Here is a 22,320-nt window from a genome sequence, read left to right as displayed (position 1 = left end):
TCACGCGGGCCGCGCCGGCGGCGCTGGCGGAGAGCGCGGCGCGGCGCAGCAGGTGGCGCCGGGTCAGTACGGACATATGGCTTGTCTCCTCGTGTGTGGGGCCCATCCGCGAATGGCGCGTCCGGGAGCGCTCCCATCACAAGGTAGCGGCTGCCCAGGTGGTTTGCGTATGGGTTGTTCGGCTGGCGAAAGGCTTCGGGCTGGGCCTCGTCCATCGCCCGCGCCCACGTACCGGTGACCACGCCGTCGGGGCCCCTCGCGGCCGGGGGCGCACTGACTCTTTCGGCGCCGGGCACGCAACAGGTCGACCGGGTGGGCGCGGTGCGCCTGTCCTGTCGACCTATTTCCCCCTTGCCGAAGGGGGTATAGCGTGGGGACGGGGAGGGCAACCCCCGTCCCCACCATCAGTTACACACACGCACGAACGGAATTGGCGTCCAGGTCGTGCGTGTCGCGCGGGAGCCGGGCCACGCGAGTGGCTCTGGTTCCACCTCCTCTCGACGGTGGTGAGTCGGCTGACGGCGGAGTCCGGGCTGGCCCGTCGTCAGCCCCACGGCTGAGCGGTCAGCGCTGTCCCGGGGGCACCGGGTAGCGCCCGATCGGGAGGTCAAGGGCATCGCGATGCTGGTTCGCCCCATGCTTCCCGTAGGTGCTGTAGGTTCTAAGCACTTACATCGCTATCGATGGAAGCGCTCCCATCGACGTGATTGGACTGTATCCCGCGTCACGGGTTTGTGAAAGACCCAAAATAAGATCGAAACATCTGACCAACGTCGATGAAACCCCGATGTGCTTGCCTTGATCAGCCATCGGTGCAGGCCAATACCCTTCGGCTGGCTGTCCCGGATGGACCGCCCCGGCCTCCGGCTTGCTGCGGGAGCGCTCCCATGCAAGACTGTCGAATTATCGCGGAGCGGGAGCCACGCCGACCGCGGGCCGCCGAGGGCATCCGACACTTTTTTCGGTACGGCGCCCAGCACCGACCAGAGCCGCCACGTCCGGCGCGCCCTGCCGTCGATCGCCGACCCCGGTCCGGGACGGGTCGACCACCTTCCCCGGCGCCTCCCACCCCATGCGCACACTCACCACCCCACCCCGCGCACGGAGGCGCCCTGCCGAGGCGACAACGCCCCGGCCAGGTCCGCGAGGAGAAGTCAGCACATGAAGCTCATCGCAAGTAGACGCCGGGTGGCGATCCTCGCCACCGGCGTGCTGGCAGCGCTAGGCGTGGTCGTCGTCCCCGGCGTCGCCCAAGCGGCACCGGCCTGCGACGTGGTCTACGCGACCAACGACTGGAACAACGGGTTCAGCGCCAACGTCACCATCCGCAACACCGGCGACCCGATCAACGGCTGGACCCTGCGCTTCGCCTTCCCCGGCAACCAGCGGGTCACCCAGGGCTGGTCGGCAAACTGGACCCAGTCCGGCACCCAGGTCACCGCCACCAGCATGTCCTGGAACGGCAACCTGGCCACCGGCGCCTCCACCAGCATCGGCTTCAACGGTTCCTACTCCGGCACCAACGCCAAGCCCACGTCGTTCTCGGTCAACGGGGTCACCTGTGGTGGCACCACCACACCGCAACCGCCCACGGTGACCCTCAGCGTCCCGGCCGGACCGTTCGTGGCCCCGGCCGACGTACCGCTGACCGCCACCGCGAGCGACCCCGACGGCACCATCGCGAAGGTCGAGTTCTATCGCAACGGGCTGCTGGTCAACACCGACACCACGGCGCCGTACAGCTATCTGCTGGAGGACCAGCCGGCCGGCAGCTACACCGTCCAGGCCCGCGCGTACGACAACGCGAACCTGACCGCGACGGCCGAACGCGCCTTCACCGTCACCCCGGGCTCGGGTCCGGTCCTGGTGGCCACCCCCACCTCGGTGAACGTCACCGAGGGCAGCAGCGCGTCGGTGAACCTGAAGCTCAGTGCCGCGCCGACCGGCAACGTGGCGGTGACCCTGGCCCGTACCGGTGACACCGACGTCACCGTGACGCCCACCTCGACGACGCTGACCACGGCGAACTGGAACACCGGGGTCAACCTCACCGTCGCCGCGGCCGAGGACACCGACACCGCCGGCGGCACCGCCACCATCACCGCCTCGGCCAGCGGGTACGCGCCGCTGGCGATCGTCGCCACCGAGATCGACAACGACACACCCGGCGGCGGCGACAACATCTACACCGCCCGGTTCCTCGAGCAGTACGGCAAAATCAAGAACTCCGGCTACTTCAGCCCGGAGGGCGTGCCGTACCACTCGATCGAGACGCTGATCGTCGAGGCGCCCGACCACGGGCACGAGACCACCTCCGAGGCGTTCAGCTTCTGGATCTGGCTCGAGGCGCAGTACGGGCGGGCCACCCAGAACTGGGCCCCGTTCAACAACGCCTGGACGGTGATGGAGCGCTACATCATCCCGTCGCACAACGACCAGCCGACCGCCGGTGTGGCCGGTACCCCGCAGTACGCGGCCGAGTACAACCTGCCCAGCCAGTACCCGTCGCAGTTGCAGCCGTCGGTGCCGGTCGGCGTCGACCCGCTGCGCAACGAGCTCCAGTCGACGTACGGCACCGGTGACATCTACGGCATGCACTGGCTGCTCGACGTCGACAACACGTACGGGTTCGGCCGCTGCGGCGACGGGACCACCCGGCCGGCGTACATCAACACCTTCCAGCGGGGTCCGCAGGAGTCGGTCTGGGAGACCGTGCCGCAGCCGTCCTGCGACACGTTCGTCCACGGCGGCCCGAACGGCTTCCTCGACATCTCCATCGCCGACTCGGGCGCGCCGGCGAAGCAGTGGAAGTACACCAACGCCCCGGACGCCGACGCGCGTGCCATCCAGGCCGCGTACTGGGCGTTGACCTGGGCGAAGGAGCAGAACAAGCAGGCCGACGTGGCGGCCACCGTGGCCAAGGCGGCCAAGATGGGCGACTACCTGCGCTACGCCATGTACGACAAGTACTTCAAGCGGATCGGCAACTGCGTCGGGGCGACCGCCTGCCCGGCCGGTACCGGCAAGGACTCCGCGCACTACCTGATGTCCTGGTACTACGCCTGGGGCGGCGCCACCGACCCGGCCGCCGGCTGGTCGTGGCGGATCGGTTCCAGCCACAACCACTTCGGTTACCAGAACCCGTTCACCGCCTGGGCGTTGACCAACGTCCCGGAACTGCGGCCGCGTTCGGCGACCGCCGTGACGGACTGGACCAACAGCATGAACCGGCAGCTTGAGTTCTACCAGTGGCTGCAGTCGTCCGAGGGTGCCATCGCCGGTGGTGCGACGAACAGCTGGGACGGCGCGTACGCCCAGCCGCCGGCCGGCAAGCCGACCTTCTACGGCATGTTCTACGACGACCACCCGGTCTACGAGGACCCGGGCAGCAACGGTTGGTTCGGCATGCAGGTCTGGTCGCTGCACCGGGTCGCCGAGCTGTACTACGTGACCGGCAACGCCAAGGCCAAGGCCATCCTGGACAAGTGGGTGCCCTGGGCGATCGCCAACACCACCATCGGCACCGGCGGGAACTTCCAGATCCCGTCCGACATGTCGTGGACCGGTGCCCCGGCGACGTGGAACCCCACCAGCCCGGCGGCGAACACCAACCTGCACGTCACGGTGACTGCGAAGGGCACCGACGTCGGTGTCGGTGCGGCGTACGCCCGGACCCTGATGTGGTACGCGGCGAAGTCCGGCAACACGGCGGCGAAGACCACCGCCAAGGGGCTGCTCGACGCGATGTACGCGCACGCCGAGTCGAAGGGGATCTCGACCACCGAGACCCGGGCCGACTACCAGCGGTTCGACGACGTGTACAACGCCTCCACCGGGCAGGGCCTCTACCTGCCGCCGAACTGGACCGGCGACATGCCCAACGGTGACGCGATCGCCGCGGGCAAGAGCTTCGTGGACATCCGGTCGTTCTACCGCAACGACCCGGACTGGCCGAAGGTCCAGGCGTACCTCAACGGAGGTGCGGCACCCTCGTTCAACTACCACCGATTCTGGGCCCAGTCCGACATCGCGATGGCGTTCGCCGACTTCGGCAGCCTCTTCCCGAACGGCTGACCCTCCCTGAGCGGCCTGATTCCCACGGTCAGGCCAATCAGTGGTGAGCCGGCCGGCTTGGCCAACGCAGCGAACCGGCCGGCTCACCACCCCCGGCGCAACCGCCGGGACACGACCCCCGGGCGGGTGGCACCACGGTGTCACTCGCCCGGTTCCACCTACCGTACGGATGAATGATTGGCGGTCAGCGCTTTCCCGGCTCGCGCATGGCTCCGCTGCGATGTACCGTTTCTTCACGGAGAGGCCGCTCCCCCCGTGGCGGCCTCTCCGTCTATCTCCGCCCGATCCGTGCTGCCGTCCGGCGAGCTACCGGTCCGCCGTGATCTCCGCCGGCTCGACCGGGTGCCGCAGCCCCGGATGACCGGCCGGCAGGGTCCGCCGGATCACCCACCAGCTCACCGCGACGCAGGCGGCGACCAGCGGCCAGGTCAGCGCCACCCGGGCGCCGACCAGCGCCACCACCTGGTCGGCGGCGTAGAGCGGGACGAAGACCGCCAGCCGGATCAGGTACTGGCAGACCCACACCCAACTGCCCCGGCCGTACGCGCGCAGCAGGTCCGGGTCGCGCCGCCAACGTCCACGTTGGCCGAGCAGGGTGCCGACGACCACCCCGAGCAGCGGCCAGCGCAACCCGATGCTGACCAGCCAGGCGAGTGCGCTGGCCCCGTTCGACACGAGTTGGAGCAGGAAGAAGTCGCTGGCTCGCCCCGTACGCAGGACAACGAGGGCGGCGACGCAGACGGCGAGCAGGCCGACGAGGACCGAGGCGGGCCGGTCGCCGCGACGCAGCCGCCACCCGGCGACCGCGACTCCGACGACCAGTGCGGCGAGGGTGCCGTACCAGACCGAGCCGCCGGAGAGCAGCCAGCCGGAGCCGAAGGCAACCGGCGGTACGGTGGCGTCCCAGCCGCCGCGCCGCCCGCCGAGCAGGTCGGCGAGGGATTCCGGCCGGTCCCGGACGGTTGCCATCGACCACCTCCGCAAGTCTTAGGGGAGCCTAACTTATGGTGGCCCGGAGACCCCCTCGGATCTTGCGGTCACGGCTGCGCGCGGGCGATTCGACCGCCGAGTTGCCGTGCTCCGGGAGTTCGTTACGGTGACCGGATGCATGGGCGCAGAACGGCGTTGACGGTGACTTGGCTGGTTCTGCTGACCGTTGTTCAGGTGGCCGCGTTTGTGCTGCTCTGGCGGTTCGCCGTACGCACCGAGCACGGTCAACTACTCGACACCATCGCGCTCACCGGGAACAAGATCGGCCAGGACCGGATCGACGGGCTGGTCGGCACCGTACTCAACGCGATGTCGGTGGTCTCCCTGCTCGCCGCCACCCTGGTGATCGGCTTCATCGCGTTGATCCGGGGCCGGGTCGCGCTGGCCGTGGTCGCGACCCTGCTCGTCGTCGGGGCCAACGTCACCACCCAGGTCGCCAAGTACGTCATCCACCGACCGGACTTCGGCGTCGACCCGGAACGGGCCGCCGCCGGCAACAGCCTGCCCAGCGGGCACACCACGATCGCCGCCGCGGTCGCCGTGGCGCTGGTCCTGGTGCTGCCGCCCCGGGTCCGCGCCTGGGGCGCGCTGCTCGCCGTCGCGTACACGGCGCTGGCGGGGGTCGCGACCCTGTCGGCGGGTTGGCACCGGCCCAGTGACGCGGTCGCCTCGCTGCTCATCGTCGGTGCGTGGGCGGCCGTGGCCGGCATCCTGCTGCTGCTCTTCCAGCGGGAGCAGGCCCAGGTGGAGCCGGGGGACGCGCACTGGCGGGCGGTGACCCTGTTCGGGTTGGCCGGGTTGGCCCTGCTGGCCGTCGCCGGGTACGCGCTGTATTCGACCGACGAGGTGCTGGCCATCCCGGTCGACGAACTGAACCGGCCGAGGCTGTTCGACGCGTACCTGGGCGGTGCCGCGGCGATCGCCGGCACGGCCAGCCTGATGATGGCGTTGCTGCTGGTCAGCGTGCACCGGGTGGTGCCCCGGCACAACGGCTGACCGCCCCGAGCCGGGCTGGGCGCTAGCCCGACCGTCGCGTACGGAGGTCGCCCGCCGGTCGGGAGTCCCGACCGGCGGGCGACACTACGTCGTCAGCCGCGCCGCCACTTCTGGTTGGCGGTGCCGGCACAGTCCCAGAGCTGCAACTGCGCCCCGTCGCCCGAGTTCCAGTCCTTGATGTCGATGCACTTGTTCGCCTGCGGGTTGACCAGGTCACCGGCGGCGGAGAGGACGAACTGCTGGGCCGGGTTGCCGCTGCACGTGACGATCTGGATCGCCGCGCCGTTCGCGGTCGAGCCCCAGGCGACATCCATGCACTTGTTGTTCGAGGTCTGCAGCATCCCGTTGACGAACGTCCACCGCTGCGCGTTGGTGGAGTTGCACCCCCACATCTGCAGCAGGACCCCGTCGGAGAAGTTCGAGTTCGGTACGTCGATGCACCGGTTGTTCCAGTTGCTGACCAGCGCACTGGTGCTGCCCCCGCCGCCGCCGGAGGTGGTCAGCGAGAGGCCGTACACGCCGAGGATCTCGTTGACCGGCTGGAACCACATGGTGCCGCCGGACGAACAGTTGCCCGTACCGCCGGAGGTGACGCCCTGGGCCTGGTTGCCGGAGATCCACGAGCCGCCGGAGTCGCCGGGTTCGGCGCAGGCGTTGCTGCGGGACAGGCCGGAGACGGCCCCCTGGGCGTAGACGATGGTCTCGTTGCGGCCGAGGATGGTGCCGCAGCGCCACCCCGTCGTACGCCCGGACCGGCAGACCGAACTGCCGATCGCGGCGTCCTGGGAGCCGGCCACGACAACGTTGCCGCCGGAGTAGTTGTTGACCCACGGCTGCGGTGTCCAGGAGGCGTTCGTCCGGATCCACGCGTAGTCGTTGCCGGGGAACGACGAGCCGGCGAAGTTGCCCTGCGAGACGTTGTTGTAGCCGAGGGTCGGGCTGCCCGTGCCGCCGCAGTGTCCGGCGCTGACGAATCCACCGGCGACGGCGAAGCCGACCGAGCAGAGCGTGTTGCCGTTGATGACGTACTGGTCGCCGCCGCGGATGTCGTACATCGGCCGGGGCGCCTCGGCGGTCTCGACGACGGTGACCGTGCCCGCGCCGCTGGCCTCGGCGTACGCCCTGGCCGCCGCCGCGCCGCCGGGTCCGGCCGTGACCACGACGCGGTTGTTCGCGGTGTCGACGTACCAGCCGTGGACCGCGCCGCCGCGCAGTTTCGCCGCGTTCCGGTCGAGTTTGGCGTGCGCGGCGTCGAGGTCGGCCGCGCTGCGCGCGACGATCCGCACGTCCGCGCCGGCCGCGCGTACCGCCGTGGCCGCGGCCGGGTCGGTGACCGCGACCGTCAACCGATCTGCGCCGGTCGGGATCCAGGCGCCGGCGAAGGTCGTGCCGAGCCGGTCGCGCAGCCGTTTCTCGACCGCCGGTGCCGCCGCCTCGGTCGCCAGCCGGGCGGCGATCCGGTCGTCGGCGAGCCCGAGGTCCCGGCGCATCGCCGCGACCATGCCGGGGGCCATGTCGAACCGGGTGGTGGCGGCGGGTGCGCCGGGTGCGGGGGTGTCCGAGGCGTTGCTCGCGGGCGGGGCGAGGGTGGCCACGGTGAGTGCCACCGCGGCGATCCCGAGCGCCTTGACCGTACGGAACATGGGGGTCCTTCCGTGCACGCCGACGGCGCGTCCCCGGGACTGCGGGGACGGTGCGCAGCGTGCCGACTGGGGGAGTCAAAGAGGAAAGAGAGCGCTCTCTGCATCGGAGTCTTTCGATAAAAGGGGGTGAATGTCAAGGATTCAATAAAGGTTGTTAAGAGCGGGCCGAATTCGTCCGATGTGGACGTTCAAGGCCGCCCACTCCACGAGCAGCCGGACCGGGCCCGCGCCGGTAACGTCGTGCCCGTGGGAGACGAGACAGCTCTGCGACCCGTACTCGAAGCCGACCTGCCGTTCCTGAACCACCTGATCAACGACCCCGTCGCGAGCGGCGAGCACCAGTGGTACGGCTTCCACGACCCGCACGTCTACCGCAGGCGTTGGGACGAGAACGGGCTGCTGGGCGACGACGGCGGGGTCCTCATCGTCACCGCCGGGGACGACCGGCTCGGCCTGGTCTCCTGGCGCAAGGTGATGACCACCAGGAACGCCTTCTACTGGAACATCGGTGTCCTGCTCGCCCCCGAGGCGAGGGGCAGGGGACACGGCAGCCGAGCCCAGCGGCTGCTCGCCGAATACCTGTTCGCCCACACGTTGGTGAACAGGGTCGAGGCCACCACCGAGGTCGGCAACGTGGCCGAACAACGCGCGGCGGAGAAGGCCGGATTCACCCGCGAGGGCGTCCTGCGCGGCGCCGGTTTCCGCGCCGGGAAGTGGCACGACGGCGTCGTCTACGGCCTGCTGCGGGCCGAACTGGAGCGCGAGCCCCGATAGGACGCCGGCCCGATCCGACGGCGGGCCCGATCCGACGGCGGCCCGGTCGGGCGCCGGTCAGCGGCGACCGCGCAGGTGGGCCAGGACCACCGGGTCGATTCGGCCGGACACCATCCGCTCCTCCAGGTTCTCCACCCCGGCCCAGTCCGTCAGGGCGGCGTCGACAGCGGCGTCGCCGGTGTCCGCCGGGGCATGCCCGGCCGCCGTGAGCAGGGCCGCGACCTCGGCGGCCAGCTCACCGGTCAGGTCGAGCAGCGTCTGCGGGTCCGGCTTCTCGAAGAGCATGACGTGTACGTCGAGCAGTCGGGCCAGCTCCGCCACCGGATCCGGATGGTCGTCCACCCGCAGGTCCACCACGACGTCGCTGCTGCCCCCGTACCCGCCGCGTTTCGCCACCACCAGCAGCCCGGCGCTCTGCCGACCACGCCGGTCACCGCCGGCTCGGTCACCGGCGTGCAACGCGTCGACCAGCCGTTGCGCGAACCGCCGCCCGGTGTCGCCGCCCAGCCAGGCGTCCCGGATCGCGTCGACCACCTCCGGGCCGACCAGGATGTTGCCCTGCGCGGCCCACCCGTCGCCGGCCTGCCCACCGGCCCAGTCGTGACAGTCGTCCCCGGTGTAGGTGGCGGCACCGCCGTCGGCGTCGACAACACCGAGCTGCCGGGAGGCGCGACCGGAGTCGGCGGCGACCAGACCGGCGATCACGTCCGCCGCCCCGAGCCCGGTACGCAGCAGGGCCAGCCCCTGCGGCCCGTACGCCAGGTTGGCGTGCGCCTGGGTGGCCAGCGCGCCGACCTCGGCCTCGGCGGCCGGCACCACCGCACCGGCGGCGAGGAACTTGCTGGCCACGGCGACGCCGTGCAGCCGCCCGTCATCCGAGCGCGCCACGATCGAGAAGGTCACCCGGTGAGGCTACAACCCGACGGGGACCGCCGAGGACCTGCCTTGTCGGGACCGGCCGGGATGGACACCGGGGAGATATTGCCCGTACCCCCGACTACCGGGCACGATCGACCGGTGACGAAACGTTGGGGTATGACGGTGCCGTTCAGCGGGGTCCCGCTGGCCGATCACGCCGCGGTCTACACCGCGCTCGCCGAGGCCGGCTTCACCGACCTGTGGTCGGCGGAGGTGAACGGGGTGGACGCGTTCACCCCGCTCGCCCTGGCCGCCGCCTGGCGTCCCGACCTGCGCCTCGGTACGGCGATCGCGCCGGTCTTCACCCGTGGCCCCGGGCTGCTGGCGATGACCGCGGCGGCGCTGGCCGAAGCCGCACCGGGGCGCTTCGCGCTCGGTATCGGCGCCTCGTCGCCGGTGGTGGTGGGGGACTGGAACGCGGTCGACTTCGTCGACCCGTACCGGCGTACCCGGGACATGCTGCGGTTCCTGCGGGCGGCCCTGCGCGGCGAGGCGGTCGACGAGGTTTACGACACCTTCGCCGTACGCCGGTTCCGGCTGGAACGACCGCCGGCGGTGCCGCCGCCGATCCTGCTGGCGGCCCTGCGCCCCCGGATGCTGCGGCTGGCCAGCGCCGAGGCGGACGGGGTCATCCTCAACTGGTTGGCCGCCACGGACGTGCCCCGGGTCCTCGCCGAACTCGGCGAACGGCGGGAAGGTTTCGAGGTCGCGGCGCGGATCTTCGTCTGCCCGACCGAGGACGCCGCGTACGCCCGCAACCTGGGCCGGCGGATGATCACGAGCTATCTGACCGTGCCGGCGTACGCGGAGTTCCACCGCTGGCTCGGTCGGGAGTCCGTCCTCGGCCCGGTCTGGCAGGCGTGGGAGGCGGGGGACCGCCGGGCGGCCAGTGCGGCGGTGCCGGACGAGCTGATCGACGCGCTGGTTCTGCACGGGCCGCCGGAGGAGTGTCGGGCGCAGGTCGGCAGCTATGCCGAGGCCGGAGTGGACGTACCGGTCATCGCGCTGCTGCCCACGCCCGAACTCGCCACCGGTGGCCTCGCCCCGCTCGCCACCCTGATCTCCCAACTCGGTCCGGTGCAGTCTCCGGCGCAGGGGACGGCAGCCATCTCCGGGCAGGTGCAGAGTCCCGCGGAGGTGGCGATCGGCACGGCGTTGGCCGTGGACGGCGGCTGAGGGCGGTACGGCAGGATCGCCTTCCCTCGATCTTCTATACGGACTAGCGAGCCGGACCGCCAGAGGAACCGAGGGTCCCCGAATCCCCAGCCGTCTCGGCGCCCTTCTCCGTGCAACGTCGCCTTTCCGTGCAACGTCGCCGACGGACGCGGGTCAGCGGCGCCACCGCAGCGGACCGGGGTGCAGCGACCAGAGCGCCCGCCGCCACCAGGGTCGGACCGCCCGCAGCGCGGTGGCGTACGCGACCGCGAGAGTTCCGGCCCGCCGGGCCTGCTCGTCGTCGGCGGTGCCGGGCGCGAACGTGGCCACGTTGACCAGGGTGGCCAACTCGTCGATCGGTGGCACCGCCGTTCGGGGCTGCTCCGGCGCGGGTGGTGGAGTGGGTCGTGGCCCTGGCGACGGGCGCCGCCTCGGCGGCGGTGCGGACGTTGGCGGTGCGGGCGTCGCCTGTGCGGCGGGATCCACCGCCACCCGGGCCGCGTACGCCGCCACTTCCGTCGCGTCCAGGTGCGCCGCGACCGGATGACCGGCCAGCCGCAGCGCGTCGGTCACCTCCCGCCACGCCCCGGCGATCCGTTCCGCCGGGCTGCCCTGGTCGAGCCGGCGCCGCCGCAGCCCCCGCCGCATGATCATTACCGCAGCCACGAACGCGCCCAGGACCAGCAGCAGCGCCCCCGAACCGCCGCCGGCCAGCACGGGCAGCGAGGGGCCGGAACCGGCGGCCGGGGCGGCGGCCGGTCCGGGGGTGGCCGACGGGGTCGGTTCGACGGTCGGCGCCGGTTCGTCGGGTGCCGGCGGCGGTTCCTGCGGCTTCGGGGTGAAGTCCTCCTCGACCGGCCGGGGAACGGTGTCCGGGCGCGGCAGCGGGTCGAACGCCACCCAACCGAGTTCGTCGAAGAGGACCTCCGGCCAGGCGTACGCGTCGCCGCCGGTGACCGGACCCTCGCCGGTCGCCGAGTGGAACCCGACCACCACCCGGGTCGGCAGACCCATCAGCCGGCCGAGGACCGCGAACGTGGCCGCGAACTGCTCCGACGTGCCCCGCTGACCACCGCCCTCACGGGGTCCGAACAGGAAGAAGTTCAGGTTCGGGTACGCGTGCCCGCTCGGTGCGTCCGCCACCAGGCGGTAGTGCTCGGCGAGGAAGTCCTGGATCGCCACCGCCCGCGAGTACGGCGCCCCGTTGTCGGTGGCCAACTGGTCGGCGAGGCGCCGAACCGGATCGGGCACCCCTTCGGCGACCCGCAGCACCCGGGCCACCTGCTCACCCGCTGGTACGTTCGCCGAGGGGAGCAGGTTCACGTCGGGGTCCTCGCGGGCGGAGGTGACCGTGTACCGCAGCCCCGGCGTCAGCCCCTCCGGTCGGATCAGGGTCCCGCTGCCCTGGTCGTACGCGACCCGCGCCCCGGCGACCTCCCGGGGGGTCGGCACCGCCGGCAGCAGGCGTCCGGCCAGCTCACCGACGGTGACCTCCTGCTGGACCCGGTTCACCTCGACGTTGCTCGGCGGTTGCACCGCGGGCAGGATCCGCCCGGCGTTGCGGTACGTGGCACCGACCCGCCAGGTGACCCCGTCGTAGTCGCTGAGGACGGCGAGCCGCAGCCGAATCCCCCGGTCGAGGGGAGACGACGCGGCCGGGTCCGGATCACCGACCCGGCCTTCGGTGTCCTGCTCTCCGTCACCGGGCTGCTCGGGCGGGGTACCGGGGTCCCCGGCCGGCGGGACGGCGTCGTCGGCCGGCACCGCACCACCGGTGGTGTGCAGGTCGAGCAGCTTCTGGTCGGGGTTCAGCGCCCAACCGGAGATCCGGATCAGCGGGTTCTCGTCCAGACTGTCCACCTGGGGCGGTTGCACGTAGCGGCGCGGGTCGACCGGGGTGCTGCCGACCCGACCGGCGACCACCGGTGCCAGCAACGCGGCGAGTCCGACCACCAGCACCACCCCGGCGGCGGTCCCAGCGAGCATCCGTACCCGGATCGCGGCCCGTACCGCCGGGGGGATTGTCGTCTCGTCGCCGGCCGGTGCCGGGGGTACCGCGGCCACCGCCGGCACGGCCAAGCCGATCGCGGCGGCGGCGGCGAACGCCACCGTCCACCAGATCGCCGGCTCGGCGTTCGGACCCACCACGTACAGGGCACCGGCGTAGAGCAGGGCCGGCGGGGTGTAGCCGAGCAGGACCCGGCCGGCCCGCAGCGCCACCTCAGCCCCGGCCAGCCCGGCCAGCCAGGTCGCGACCAGCGGCACGATCACGGTGTCCGGGACCGGCTCGACCGGGATCATCGCGGTGAGCAGCCGGGGAATGCCGTTCCGACCGGCCTCGGCGACTAGGTCGGCGAAGTCGCCGGGCAGTTGCGCCCGCTGCGCCGCCAACCGCAGGGCGAACCCGACGTAGCCGACCATGGCCAGCACCGACACCGGGGCGACCAGCCAGGACGGCAGGCGCCGGGCGGCGACGCTCACCCCGACCGAACCGACCGCCGCGCCGAGCAGCAGTTGGCCCAGCAGCGGTCCGGCGTAGACCCGGCCGAGAACCGCACCGGCCAGGCCGATCATGGCGATCAGGGCCAACGGGACCGGGACCGCCCGCAGCACCGAGGGCACGTCCGGTCGGGTCACCACCGGCGTACCCCGTCCCACTCGGCGGCGAACTCGACCCCGTCGGCCACGTCGAGGACCCGTACCCCGGCCGGTTCGGCCGGCGTCCGCGCCGGGTCGCCGAAGACGGCGGCCAGCACCGACGGGTACGCCGCCCGCAGCGTCCCGAGCTGCCCCAGGTCGTCACGGCCACCCGGCCCGGTGAGGAAGATCAGGGTGTCGCCGAGCCGCTGCTCGCGCAACCGGTTGAGTACGGCCCGCAGCGGCTCACCGCCCCCGTCGGCCAGCTCCCGGTCCTCGCTGATGATCCGGGACGTCGTACGCAGCTCGGCGGCGGCGAGCCGGTCGAGGAAGTCGTCGCCCGTCCCCGAATCGGCGACCAGGACCAGGGTGACCGGCAGTTCCTCCCGGCGGGCGGCGGCCACCACCGAGGCGGCCGCCTCGCAGGCCGACTCGAAGCTCTCCGCGACCCCGTCGACCACCACGGGGTGGGCCGTGGCCCGGTCGTCGAGCAGCACCACGAGCTGCGGCAGGCTGGTGTCGAGGCTCTCCCGGACCATCAGCTCACCGATCCGGGCACTGGTACGCCAGTGCACCCGGCGCAGTTCGTCACCGACCACGTACTCCCGCAGTGAGTCGAAGGTGATCGAGCCGTGCGGCACCCGGTCCACCCGACCGTCCATGCTCCGCGCCACCCCCGCCGGTACGGCGGTCAGCGGGTGGATCCGTGGGTGCACCCACACCCGGGCCACGTCGCCGTGGGCGCGGGCGACCACCACCAGTCCCAGGGCGTCGCGGCCGGTGACCCGCAGCGGGCCGACCGGGACCACGCCCCGGCGGTGGGTCGGCACCGGGTAGCTGACCGTGGTGTCCCGACCGGGTCGCAGCCGCAGCAGGGGCACCGGCACCGGGCGGCTGCCGCACCGGTCCTCGGCGATCAGGTTCGCCGAACGGACCCGGCCACCGTTGCGGATCGTCAGCGTCATCCTCGCCGGTTCACCGCGACCAACCCGGTCCGGGTCGGCGACCCGGTTCACGTTCAGGCGGGGACGCCAGGCGGCGGCACCGACCGCACAGCCGACCGCGATCGCGGCGGCGGTGCCCAGCAGGGTCAGCTCGGGGTAACCGAACCGGAATCCGAGCAGCAGGAGGAGGCAGGCACCGACGAGCAGGCCGATGCCCCGGGAGGTGATCGTCATGGCGTGCCCGGATCAGGCTCCGGTCCGGGCGAGCTGACCGGAGGGGAGCGGGACCGGCACCGACGCCACCGCCTGGCGCAGCACGTCGGCGGCGGTCACCCCACGCACCTGGGCGTCGGGGGAGAGCAGGATCCGGTGTGCGAAGACCGGTTCGACCAGTGCCTTCAGGTCCTCCGGTTGGATCCAGGCCCGGCCGTCGATGAGCGCGTACGCACAGGCGGCGCGGGTCAGCGCGATCACCCCGCGTGGACTCACCCCGACCCGGACCTGCGCGTGGTTGCGGGTCGCGGCGGCCAACCGGACCGCGTACGCGTAGAGCGGGTCGGCGATGTGCACCCGTTGCGCCATCCGGACCATCTCGCCGACGGTGGCGGTGTCGGTGACCGGTTCGAGCGCCTCCGGGGAGCGGACCGTCGCGCCGCGCAGGACCTCGATCTCCACCGCCTCGTCCGGGTACCCGATGGTCAGCTTCACCAGGAACCGGTCGAGCTGCGCCTCCGGCAGCCGGTAGGTGCCGTCCATCTCGACCGGGTTCTGGGTCGCCACGACGAGGAACGGCTGCGGAACCGGGTGCCGTACGCCGTCGACGGTGACGGTCCGCTCCTCCATCACCTCCAGCAGCGCCGACTGGGTCTTCGGCGACGCCCGGTTGATCTCGTCGGCGATGACGATGTTCGCGAACACCGGTCCGGGATGGAACTCGAAACCACGGGTGGCCTGGTTGAAGATCGTCACCCCGGACACGTCGGACGGGAGCAGGTCCGGGGTGAACTGGATCCGCCGCCACTGCCCGCGTACGGTCGCCGCGATCGCCCGGGCCAGGGTCGTCTTACCGACCCCCGGTACGTCCTCCAGCAGCACGTGACCCTGCGCGAAGAGCGCGGTCAGGGCCAGCCGGACCACCTCCGGTTTGCCGAGCACCACCGAACTGACGGCGTCGGCGAGCCGGGCGGCCAACGCGGCGAAGCCCTGGACGTGCTGCGGGCTGAGCGGCTCGTGGCTGTTCATCGGCGGACGGTGCTCCTCGCGCGGTCGGTCCGGTTCGGTGGCGGTCGGATCTTCGGCGGCCGGTTGGCCGTTCAGCAGTTCGGCAGCACGTTGATGTTGTCGCCGCCCTCCAGGTTCAGCCACGCGAACGGAATGTACGGCCGGCCCCCGTTGTAGTTCACCTGGACCCACCACGCGCTGCGCTTCTGGCTGTTGTAGATGTACGAATCCACATCGTCGCCCTGCACCTTGCAGTACGCCTGCAGCCGCGTACCGGGCTTGGCCCACCCGGCCTGCTGCGCGTTCTCCTGCCGGGGCACCCGGAAGATCTCGTTGCCGTTGCGGCCGTCCCGATCCTCGTCGCAGTACGTGGCGGTGTCGCCGTTCTGCCCGTTGTTGCAGGTCGCGATCCCGAACTGGTCGTTGGTCTTTCGCGAGCCGGTGGCCGTGCCGGGACCCGCGGCGTTGTTCGCGGTGACGGTGAAGTCGTAGTCCGTGCCGGGCGTCAGCCCGGTGACCCGGATGCTGGAGCAGGCACCGGCGACCGCCGGCCGCCCGGTCAGCGTCACCGAACAGGTGGCCTGACCACCACCGGCGTCCACGGTGAAGTTGACCGTGACCGAGGTGACGTCGGCGGTGCTGCCGGTGACCGTCACCCGCGGCGGCGCCACCGTACGGGCCGTGTCGGTGGCGTCGGCGCCGGCACCGGCCTCGTTCACCGCATGCACCTTGATCGTGATCGTCTGGGCGTCGCCGAGCCCGGTCAGTTTCACCCGGGGCTCGGTCACCTCGGTGGTCTTGCCACCGGCCGTGACCACGTACTTCGTCACCGGTCGGCCGTTGTCGCGGGCGTCGGCCCAGACCGCCGAGATCGCCCCGGCCTCGCCGGCCACCGTGGTCGCGGCGAGATTCGTCGGGGCGTCCGGCTTGGCGAACGGAACCACCGAGTTGCTCACCGGCGACGGGGTCGAACCCGCCCCCTTCTCGTTGACCGCGACGACCTGGAACGCGTACTGGGTGCCGTAGTCGAGTTCACCGGCCGGGATGACCAGCTCGGTCTTGGTCGACTCACCGGCCAGGGAGGTCGCGCCGGCCGAGATCGCGGTCACCGCGTACCGGCCGATCTTGTAACCCTGACCGTTCGCCGCCGGCCACGACACCAGGACCGTCCCGTCGGGACGCTCCTGCGCGGTCACCCCCGCGGGCGGATCCGGCACCTCGGACGTCGGCACCACGGCGTTACTGGTCTTCGCCGGCCCGGTGCCCTTCGCGTTCACCGCCCGGACCGAGAACCGGTACGACTCCCCGTTGGTCAGGCCGGTGACCTCCAACGAGCGCTGGTTCGCCCCGACCTCGAACTCCTTGCCCGCACCCTCCACCACGTACCGGGTGATCGCCGAACCGTTGGCCGGCGCCGCCCGCCAACTCACCCGCGCCTGCGCATTCCCGGCCGCGGCCGTCACGTTCCTCGGCGCACCCGGCTTACCGACCAGCGGCTTCACCGGCGGGGCGGGCGGCGGGGCGACCGGCGGCGGATCCCCACCGAGAATGTCGTTCGCGTACTTGTTCACGGGTCGGGTCGCGTTCTTGTCGTCGACCACCTGCGCGTACGCCGAACTCGGCGCGTTGATGAACAGGTGGTTCTCCCGAACCTCCAGCTCCAACGGCCCGGTCGCCTCGGCGACCTTGATCGTGTCGACGATCTTGCCGGCCGAGTCGAACGAGTAGACCGTCCCGGTCTGGGCGTCGGCGCAGTAGAACCGACCCGCCCAGGCGACCGCCGGGGTCAGCGGACCCGCACCTGGAACCGCGAAGTGCTGCTGCACCGCGTTGTCACCGACGACGTAGACGTTCCGGTCGTCCGGGACAGTCACCGCCACCCGGTCACCGGTCGACCGCACCGGCAGCAGGCCCGGCCCGCTCGTGTCGAGCTTGACCGTACGCGGCTGCTCCTCGCCCCGCACCGTGGTCAGCACACCCGCCGTCCGGTCCAGCACGGCCACCCCGTCGTCCAGGGTGGAAAGGGCAAGATCGTGACTCGGTTCGGCGACCGTGAGGCTCCGTACCTCCTTCGGGCTCAACCCGGCACCGTCCCCACCGCCGGGGGAGGCCCCCGCCGACGGCACCGCAGCCGGCGTGATCGCCGAGATCGTGCCCTCGCTCGGCACCCCGATCCAGAGCCGCCCCTTGCCGTCGAAGGCACCGCCGGTGATTCCCGGCAGGAAACGCAACTGCTCGCCGATCGGCGCCAGCGACCGGGGGTCGAGTTGGCGCACGATGCCCTGGACCGCGTCCACCACGAACGCCGAGTCCTCGTGCAGCGCGACGTTGACCCCGAGCCCGGAGGTGGTCTGCGTCCGGGCGACAACCTGGAGCGTCGCAAGATCGAGAGAGCTGATCTGACCGGTGGTGAGATCGCGCAGCACCAGCATCCGGTCGGTCTGGGTCACCTGCATCGGGTGGCTGCGCCCCTGCGGCAACTGCATCCGGGTGTCCACCCGCGCGGTGATCCCGTTGACCCGGGCCAACTCGCTGCGCGCCGTGCTCCACAACCAGGAACTGGCGTCGTAGCTGGCGACCGCGTTGTCCGCCGCGCCGAGCCCGAGCACGGTCAACCCCATCGCCGCGACCAGTGCCCCCACGACGCCGATGGTGACGAGGCCACCGCGCATTCGGGACCGCCGGACCGGCGCCGGGCCGGACATCGACGGGTCGCTGCCGCCGGGCTCGTTGGTGCTCATGGTGCCGTTGTCTGTGGTGACCACAGCCGGCCGCCTCTCACCTGATCGCGGCCGGATCCGACCGCGCGCCTCCCAGAAACCGGGTGCCATCATATGGCCTGGTCAATCCGGGTGGGAACCCGCCGGGTAGGTCTGTGGACACAGCCGGCGCCGACAGTGGACCCCACCGGCGGACCTAACCGCGCTTGGTGCACACCTGCTCAGAGGTGGCAACAACCTCGGTCGAGTAGACGGCGACCACGGTGAAGCAGTAGTCGACCGTCGCGCTCAACCCATTGACCGTGTGCTTCGTACTGCCGGGCTTGAGGGTCGCCATCGGACCGAGCTGCTGCCCACTCCGGGCGCCCGCCACGATGAAGGACACCGTACCGCCGCTCGAGTCGACCCAGGTGATCGTGATCGCCGTACCCTCGTCGCGCAGGGCAAGGTTCGTCGGCGGACTTCCGCCGGCACCCGAATCCGGGTCGGCCCCCGCACTTTGTTCGGCGTCCGGCCCGGCCGGCGGCCCGTTGTTCGGCGTAGCCGGCGCGTTCAGCAGGGTGACGACCACCACCACGATCGCGGCCAGCACCGCCACGGCGGCCGCGATCCCGGCCGCGATCACCGCGCCGTGACCCCGGCTCGCCGGGCCCGGCGCCGGCGCCGCAGGGGGCGATGTCGTGATCACCTGGTACGGCGGCAGCTGCGGCGCCGACACCGAGCGGGTTGCCTCCGGGTCCGATACCGGCCACCCCCGTTGCACCGGTACGGCCCGGGTCGGAGCCCCGTCAACGACATCGGTGTACGTCACCTGAGGCGTGGGCTCGCCGGTGGACGGGTCCGGCCGCGTCGGTACCGGCTGTGCCGGTATCCGTTGTGTCGCCGTCGATTGTGTTGGCGTCGGTTGTGGTGGTGTCGGTTGTACCGGCTTCGGCTGGATCGGCGCCGGCTCCACCCGCTGCCCCGGCAGGGCCGGCGCGGTCCGGGACGGGGACGAGGTGAACCGCGGTGTTGCGTGTGGCGGTGTTGCCTGTGATGGGGCGGCCGAGGTTGGCCATGCCGCTACAGGAGGGTGCGAGGTGGTGGTCCCGTCGACCAGTGGCGGCACGGGCACCGGTGCGTTCGGCACGGTGCCCCCGGCGCCGCCGACCGCTGACGGACCTGCTGCTGTCCCGGTCCTGCTCGCGGGGAAGGTCGACGGACCTGCCGCTGTCCCGGTCCCGCTCGCGGGGAAGGTGACGGTGGCCGGTTCCGGAACCGCGCCGGTACCACCGGGCGAGGGCGACTCGCCGAGGTACTCGCGCGCCGCCCGTACCGTCCAGTGGTCGACACCGAGCGCCGCGGGCCCGGCGGTGGCAACCCGGGTGAAGTTGCGGCGGGCCTCGTGCCGGTTGCCCAGTTCCTCGGCGACCGTGCCAAGATCGAAGGAGATCGCCAGGAGCAGCGGATCGCCGTCGCCCCAACGCCGCAGACCGGCGGCGAGCGCCTCCTCCAGCACCCGCCGGGCAGCAGCCGGATCATCGGCCTGTACGTGCAGCCGGGCCAGCAGATGTCCGGTCGCCAGCACCTCCCGGTCATCCTCCCCGTACGCCGGCCGGCCCGCCTCGATCGCCTGGGCGAGCAGTCGGCGGGCGCCGGGGGAGTCACCGGCGTCGGCGAGCGCCTGCGCGTTGCGTCGGACGGCGGGCAGGGGAGGCGGCTGGGACACGTTCGTCATCGTGCCCGTCGGACCCGTCGGCACGCCACCCGGCCCGGTCCGGTTCCGCCCCGATCCGGTCGATCAGGGCACCTCTGGGGTGTCGGGTTCTGGACATCCTGCCGGCTTTCGGAGAACCTGCCGGCTTTCGGGAAACGTGCCGGCTTTCGGGAAACCTGCCGGGCTCCGGCAAGTTCTCGGGTCCGGGTGGCGGACCAGGCGGGCGGGACCCTAGGGCAGTGCGGCGGTGACGTCGAGCTCCACCAGTTGGTCAGTGAAGCCCAGCTGGGCCACCCCGAGCAGGGTGCTGGCGCTGGTGAACGCGGCGGCCAGTGGCGACTCCCGCAGACGCGACCAGACTCCACCGAGCACCGAGCGATCATCACTGACCACGTAAATCACCGTCCGTACGACATCCTCGGGTCCGGCACCGATCGAGGCCAGTACGGCCATCGTGTTCGTCACCACCTGGTTGACCTGGGCACCGACGTCTCCCGGACCCACCAACGCCCCGGTCGAATCGAGCGGACACTGCCCGGCGAGATAGGCCGTACGCCCAGCGGACACCACAGTCACGTGGTGGTACCCCGGAGTCCCGTGCAACCCCACCGGGTTCGTACGCGTGATCGTCATCGCGCCATGGTGCGCGGGAGTGGTGCCGGGGGCCACGGAATTTTCGCTTGATCGGATGTTTGGCCTGGTCAGCCGGGTGGGCGAGAGGCGTTGTGCATGATCCACGCCTGCCGTGTACAGTAATCCACCGTGCGGCCCGCCAGGCAGCTCACGGACGGTCTGACCGTTCCAAGGTCAACGGCGGGAAACGTATGTAAGTCCGGGTGGCGGAATGGCAGACGCGCTAGCTTGAGGTGCTAGTGCCCGTATAGGGCGTGGGGGTTCAAGTCCCCCCTCGGACACATCATTACCACATATCGATCATCGGTTCCGCGCGTTGACCTGCGCGGATGTTCCCTTGGTCGGTGCGCAGCGGTGTTGATCGCAGATGATGCTGATCTTGTTGCTGTGCAGGAACGCGGCGAGGTCGTGTGGGTTCAGGGCGTTTCCATCGAAGCTGGTATGAGTGGCCAGGTTGGCGATGATGTGGTCTTCCCTCCAGTAGAGGATTTTCTGTCGCTGGTTCGTGGGCTGTTGGGTGCTGGTGTGGCCGTGGCGGCATCGGTAGCCGGGGCGTTGGTTGACCCAGTGGGATTCCAGTTTCCGTCCGCAGGGTCGGCAGCGCAGCAGGCCGGTGAATAGGTAGCTGCGGGTGGTGCCGTCGCGGGTGGTCCGGCGGGAGTGAATGTTCTGGGCGGCGATGAAGTCGTGCTCGCTGACGAGCGGGGTGTGGACCTGCTCTTTGGAGACCACCCATTCCCTGGCGGAGTTCCATCGGGTGACCTTTCGTCCGTGGGGTGTGTCGTGGGTGGTGTTGATGTCGGTGTGTTGCCGGTTCCATACCTGCCGGCCGGTGTAGCGGGGGTTGGTGAGGATCGCGGAGACGGTGCGGAGGGTCCACCTCTCGCCGGTGCGGTGGCGGTTGCGGTCGGGGTCGACAGTGGATGGGCACGCCACGGCGGCGTCGTTGAGGGCGCGGGCGATGCCGGCGAGGCTGCGGCCGGTCAGGCGTTCGGTGAACATCCACCGCACGTGTGCGGCGGTGGCCGGGTCCGGTTCGAGACGCTGAACGCGTCGACCCCATCGGGCGTGTGCCCGGTTGGGGTGGGGGCCGGCGTCGGTGAGCCGGTAGCCGTAGGGTGGCCGGCCGCCGAGGTAGCGTCCCTGTTCCCGTGCCTGGGCTCGCATCGCGTTGATGACCCGGAACCGGGAACGCTGCACCTCGCGCTTTGACTGGGCACCCAGCAACATGATCAAGGCATGGTGGGTCGGGTCGCGGTGATCGACGGGCCCGTCCGTTTCGGGTAGCCACAACCGCACACCGTGCTGTTCCAGCAGTGGTGCCAGGTGCAGCAGTTGGTCGCCGGAGAACGCGCGCTCGTACTCACCGACCACGATCGCGTCGAACCCGCGATGCGGATCGGTGAGCTTGGCGAGTAGAGCGGCGGACTGTGGGCGCCGTCGCCAGCTACGTCGGCGGGAGCAGCCGACGTCGAAGTACTCGGCGACGATCGTCCCGTGAGCGGCGACCAGCTCGTTCGCGCAGTCGAGCTGCCACTGCCGGGACGTTTCCGGGTCCTGGTACTCGACCGTCGACATCCGACCGTAGAACGCGAACCGTAGACCACCCCGCCGACCAGCACGCGGCTGCACACCCGACCCTGGCTGCTCGCTCAACCACCGGGTCAACGAATCCTGGTCATCCGACATGCTGACTTTTATACCGAGGAATCCTCATAGTCGAGGCGGACAGGCGGTCCGCCTCCACCAGCCGCCTGCACGGTCGGCACGGGTCCAGGTAGGCGACCGAAAGTACAGCACCACCACGGGATTCACCGCGAACTTCTAAAGGACGTCTCGTAACTCGGTGAAGGCGTGGCCGGGTAAGGCTGCTGGTGTCACCCCGTCAGGATGATGTTGTGGATGTGGGCGATACCGGA

The 22,320-nt window shown here is 71.2% G+C and carries 13 protein-coding genes, 1 tRNA gene and 1 pseudogene; 5 read left to right on the top strand and 10 right to left on the bottom strand.

Features of this window, described 5'->3' with window-relative positions; all coding sequences use genetic code 11:
- Window positions 1-1,170 precede the first annotated feature (1,170 nt).
- Window positions 1,171-4,074: a glycoside hydrolase family 48 protein gene (locus ACWEFB_RS37270; protein WP_452292944.1), complete on the top strand. Its 2,904-nt coding sequence runs from the start codon at window positions 1,171-1,173 to the stop codon at window positions 4,072-4,074.
- A 306-nt stretch (window positions 4,075-4,380) separates the two neighbouring features.
- Here the strand turns inward: ACWEFB_RS37270 and ACWEFB_RS37265 are convergent, their stop codons facing one another.
- On the bottom strand, window positions 4,381-5,043 hold the full coding sequence (locus ACWEFB_RS37265; protein ID WP_452292942.1) for a DUF3159 domain-containing protein: 663 nt from the start codon (window positions 5,041-5,043) through the stop codon (window positions 4,381-4,383).
- Between the two features lie 135 nt (window positions 5,044-5,178).
- On the opposite strand from ACWEFB_RS37265, the gene ACWEFB_RS37260 reads away from it, so the two are divergent.
- Window positions 5,179-6,060 carry a phosphatase PAP2 family protein gene (locus ACWEFB_RS37260; protein WP_452292941.1) on the top strand — a complete coding sequence of 294 codons (882 nt, stop codon included), beginning with the start codon at window positions 5,179-5,181 and terminating at the stop codon, window positions 6,058-6,060.
- Window positions 6,061-6,152: 92 nt separating this feature from the next.
- Here ACWEFB_RS37260 and ACWEFB_RS37255 read toward each other — a convergent pair whose 3' ends face one another.
- Window positions 6,153-7,703, bottom strand: a complete 1,551-nt coding sequence (locus tag ACWEFB_RS37255; RefSeq protein WP_452292940.1) for a ricin-type beta-trefoil lectin domain protein — start codon at window positions 7,701-7,703, stop codon at window positions 6,153-6,155.
- A 246-nt stretch (window positions 7,704-7,949) separates the two neighbouring features.
- Between ACWEFB_RS37255 and ACWEFB_RS37250 the strand changes: the two genes are divergently transcribed.
- Complete coding sequence (locus ACWEFB_RS37250; RefSeq protein ID WP_452292939.1) at window positions 7,950-8,477, top strand: GNAT family N-acetyltransferase; 528 nt, start codon at window positions 7,950-7,952, stop codon at window positions 8,475-8,477.
- A gap of 57 nt (window positions 8,478-8,534) precedes the next feature.
- On the opposite strand, the gene ACWEFB_RS37245 is transcribed toward ACWEFB_RS37250, so the two are convergent.
- Window positions 8,535-9,380: a DUF1028 domain-containing protein gene (locus tag ACWEFB_RS37245; protein WP_452292938.1), complete on the bottom strand. Its 846-nt coding sequence runs from the start codon at window positions 9,378-9,380 to the stop codon at window positions 8,535-8,537.
- Window positions 9,381-9,512: 132 nt separating this feature from the next.
- Between ACWEFB_RS37245 and ACWEFB_RS37240 the strand changes: the two are divergent.
- Window positions 9,513-10,469: pseudogene (locus ACWEFB_RS37240) on the top strand (LLM class F420-dependent oxidoreductase); the annotation flags it as partial.
- A gap of 255 nt (window positions 10,470-10,724) precedes the next feature.
- On the opposite strand, the gene ACWEFB_RS37235 reads toward ACWEFB_RS37240, so the two are convergent.
- The 6 genes from ACWEFB_RS37235 to ACWEFB_RS37210 all read right to left on the bottom strand — a co-directional run bounded on the left by ACWEFB_RS37235 (window position 10,725) and on the right by ACWEFB_RS37210 (window position 20,401).
- Window positions 10,725-13,208, bottom strand: coding sequence for a DUF3488 and transglutaminase-like domain-containing protein (locus ACWEFB_RS37235; RefSeq protein WP_452292937.1), 2,484 nt, complete (start codon window positions 13,206-13,208; stop codon window positions 10,725-10,727).
- The gene (locus tag ACWEFB_RS37230) at window positions 13,184-14,365 is read right to left on the bottom strand and encodes a DUF58 domain-containing protein (RefSeq protein ID WP_452292936.1); all 1,182 of its coding nucleotides are present in this window, start codon (window positions 14,363-14,365) and stop codon (window positions 13,184-13,186) included. The genes ACWEFB_RS37235 and ACWEFB_RS37230 overlap by 25 nt, the downstream gene beginning before the upstream one ends.
- A gap of 12 nt (window positions 14,366-14,377) precedes the next feature.
- Entirely contained in the window at window positions 14,378-15,373 is a 996-nt protein-coding gene (locus ACWEFB_RS37225) for an AAA family ATPase (RefSeq protein WP_452292935.1), read from the bottom strand.
- Window positions 15,374-15,444: 71 nt separating this feature from the next.
- A complete protein-coding gene (locus tag ACWEFB_RS37220; protein ID WP_452292943.1) occupies window positions 15,445-18,057 on the bottom strand; it encodes a fibronectin type III domain-containing protein in 2,613 nt (870 codons plus the stop codon).
- 211 nt (window positions 18,058-18,268) lie between these two features.
- Window positions 18,269-19,780, bottom strand: coding sequence for a tetratricopeptide repeat protein (locus tag ACWEFB_RS37215; protein WP_452292934.1), 1,512 nt, complete (start codon window positions 19,778-19,780; stop codon window positions 18,269-18,271).
- 219 nt (window positions 19,781-19,999) lie between these two features.
- The gene (locus ACWEFB_RS37210; protein ID WP_452292933.1) at window positions 20,000-20,401 is read right to left on the bottom strand and encodes a RidA family protein; all 402 of its coding nucleotides are present in this window, start codon (window positions 20,399-20,401) and stop codon (window positions 20,000-20,002) included.
- Window positions 20,402-20,598: 197 nt separating this feature from the next.
- Here ACWEFB_RS37210 and ACWEFB_RS37205 point away from each other — a divergent pair.
- Window positions 20,599-20,682: transfer RNA gene (locus tag ACWEFB_RS37205), tRNA-Leu, on the top strand.
- Window positions 20,683-20,701: 19 nt separating this feature from the next.
- Here the strand turns inward: ACWEFB_RS37205 and ACWEFB_RS37200 are convergent.
- On the bottom strand, window positions 20,702-21,979 hold the full coding sequence (locus ACWEFB_RS37200) for a recombinase family protein (RefSeq protein WP_452292932.1): 1,278 nt from the start codon (window positions 21,977-21,979) through the stop codon (window positions 20,702-20,704).
- Window positions 21,980-22,320: the final 341 nt, after the last annotated feature.

The sequence above is a fragment of the Micromonospora sp. NPDC004704 genome (assembly GCF_053601675.1).
The sequence above is the reverse complement of the archived record's forward strand: the minus strand, read 5'-3'. Positions and strand labels throughout refer to the sequence as shown.

Coding starts and splice junctions, on each gene's coding strand:
- ACWEFB_RS37260 (WP_452292941.1), top strand. CDS start 5,179: ATGCATGGGCGCAGAACGGCGTTGACGGTGACTTGGCTGGTTCTGCTG.
- ACWEFB_RS37200 (WP_452292932.1), bottom strand. CDS start 21,979: ATGTCGACGGTCGAGTACCAGGACCCGGAAACGTCCCGGCAGTGGCAG.
- ACWEFB_RS37255 (WP_452292940.1), bottom strand. CDS start 7,703: ATGTTCCGTACGGTCAAGGCGCTCGGGATCGCCGCGGTGGCACTCACC.
- ACWEFB_RS37210 (WP_452292933.1), bottom strand. CDS start 20,401: ATGACGATCACGCGTACGAACCCGGTGGGGTTGCACGGGACTCCGGGG.
- ACWEFB_RS37230 (WP_452292936.1), bottom strand. CDS start 14,365: ATGACGATCACCTCCCGGGGCATCGGCCTGCTCGTCGGTGCCTGCCTC.
- ACWEFB_RS37225 (WP_452292935.1), bottom strand. CDS start 15,373: ATGAACAGCCACGAGCCGCTCAGCCCGCAGCACGTCCAGGGCTTCGCC.
- ACWEFB_RS37265 (WP_452292942.1), bottom strand. CDS start 5,043: ATGGCAACCGTCCGGGACCGGCCGGAATCCCTCGCCGACCTGCTCGGC.
- ACWEFB_RS37220 (WP_452292943.1), bottom strand. CDS start 18,057: ATGTCCGGCCCGGCGCCGGTCCGGCGGTCCCGAATGCGCGGTGGCCTC.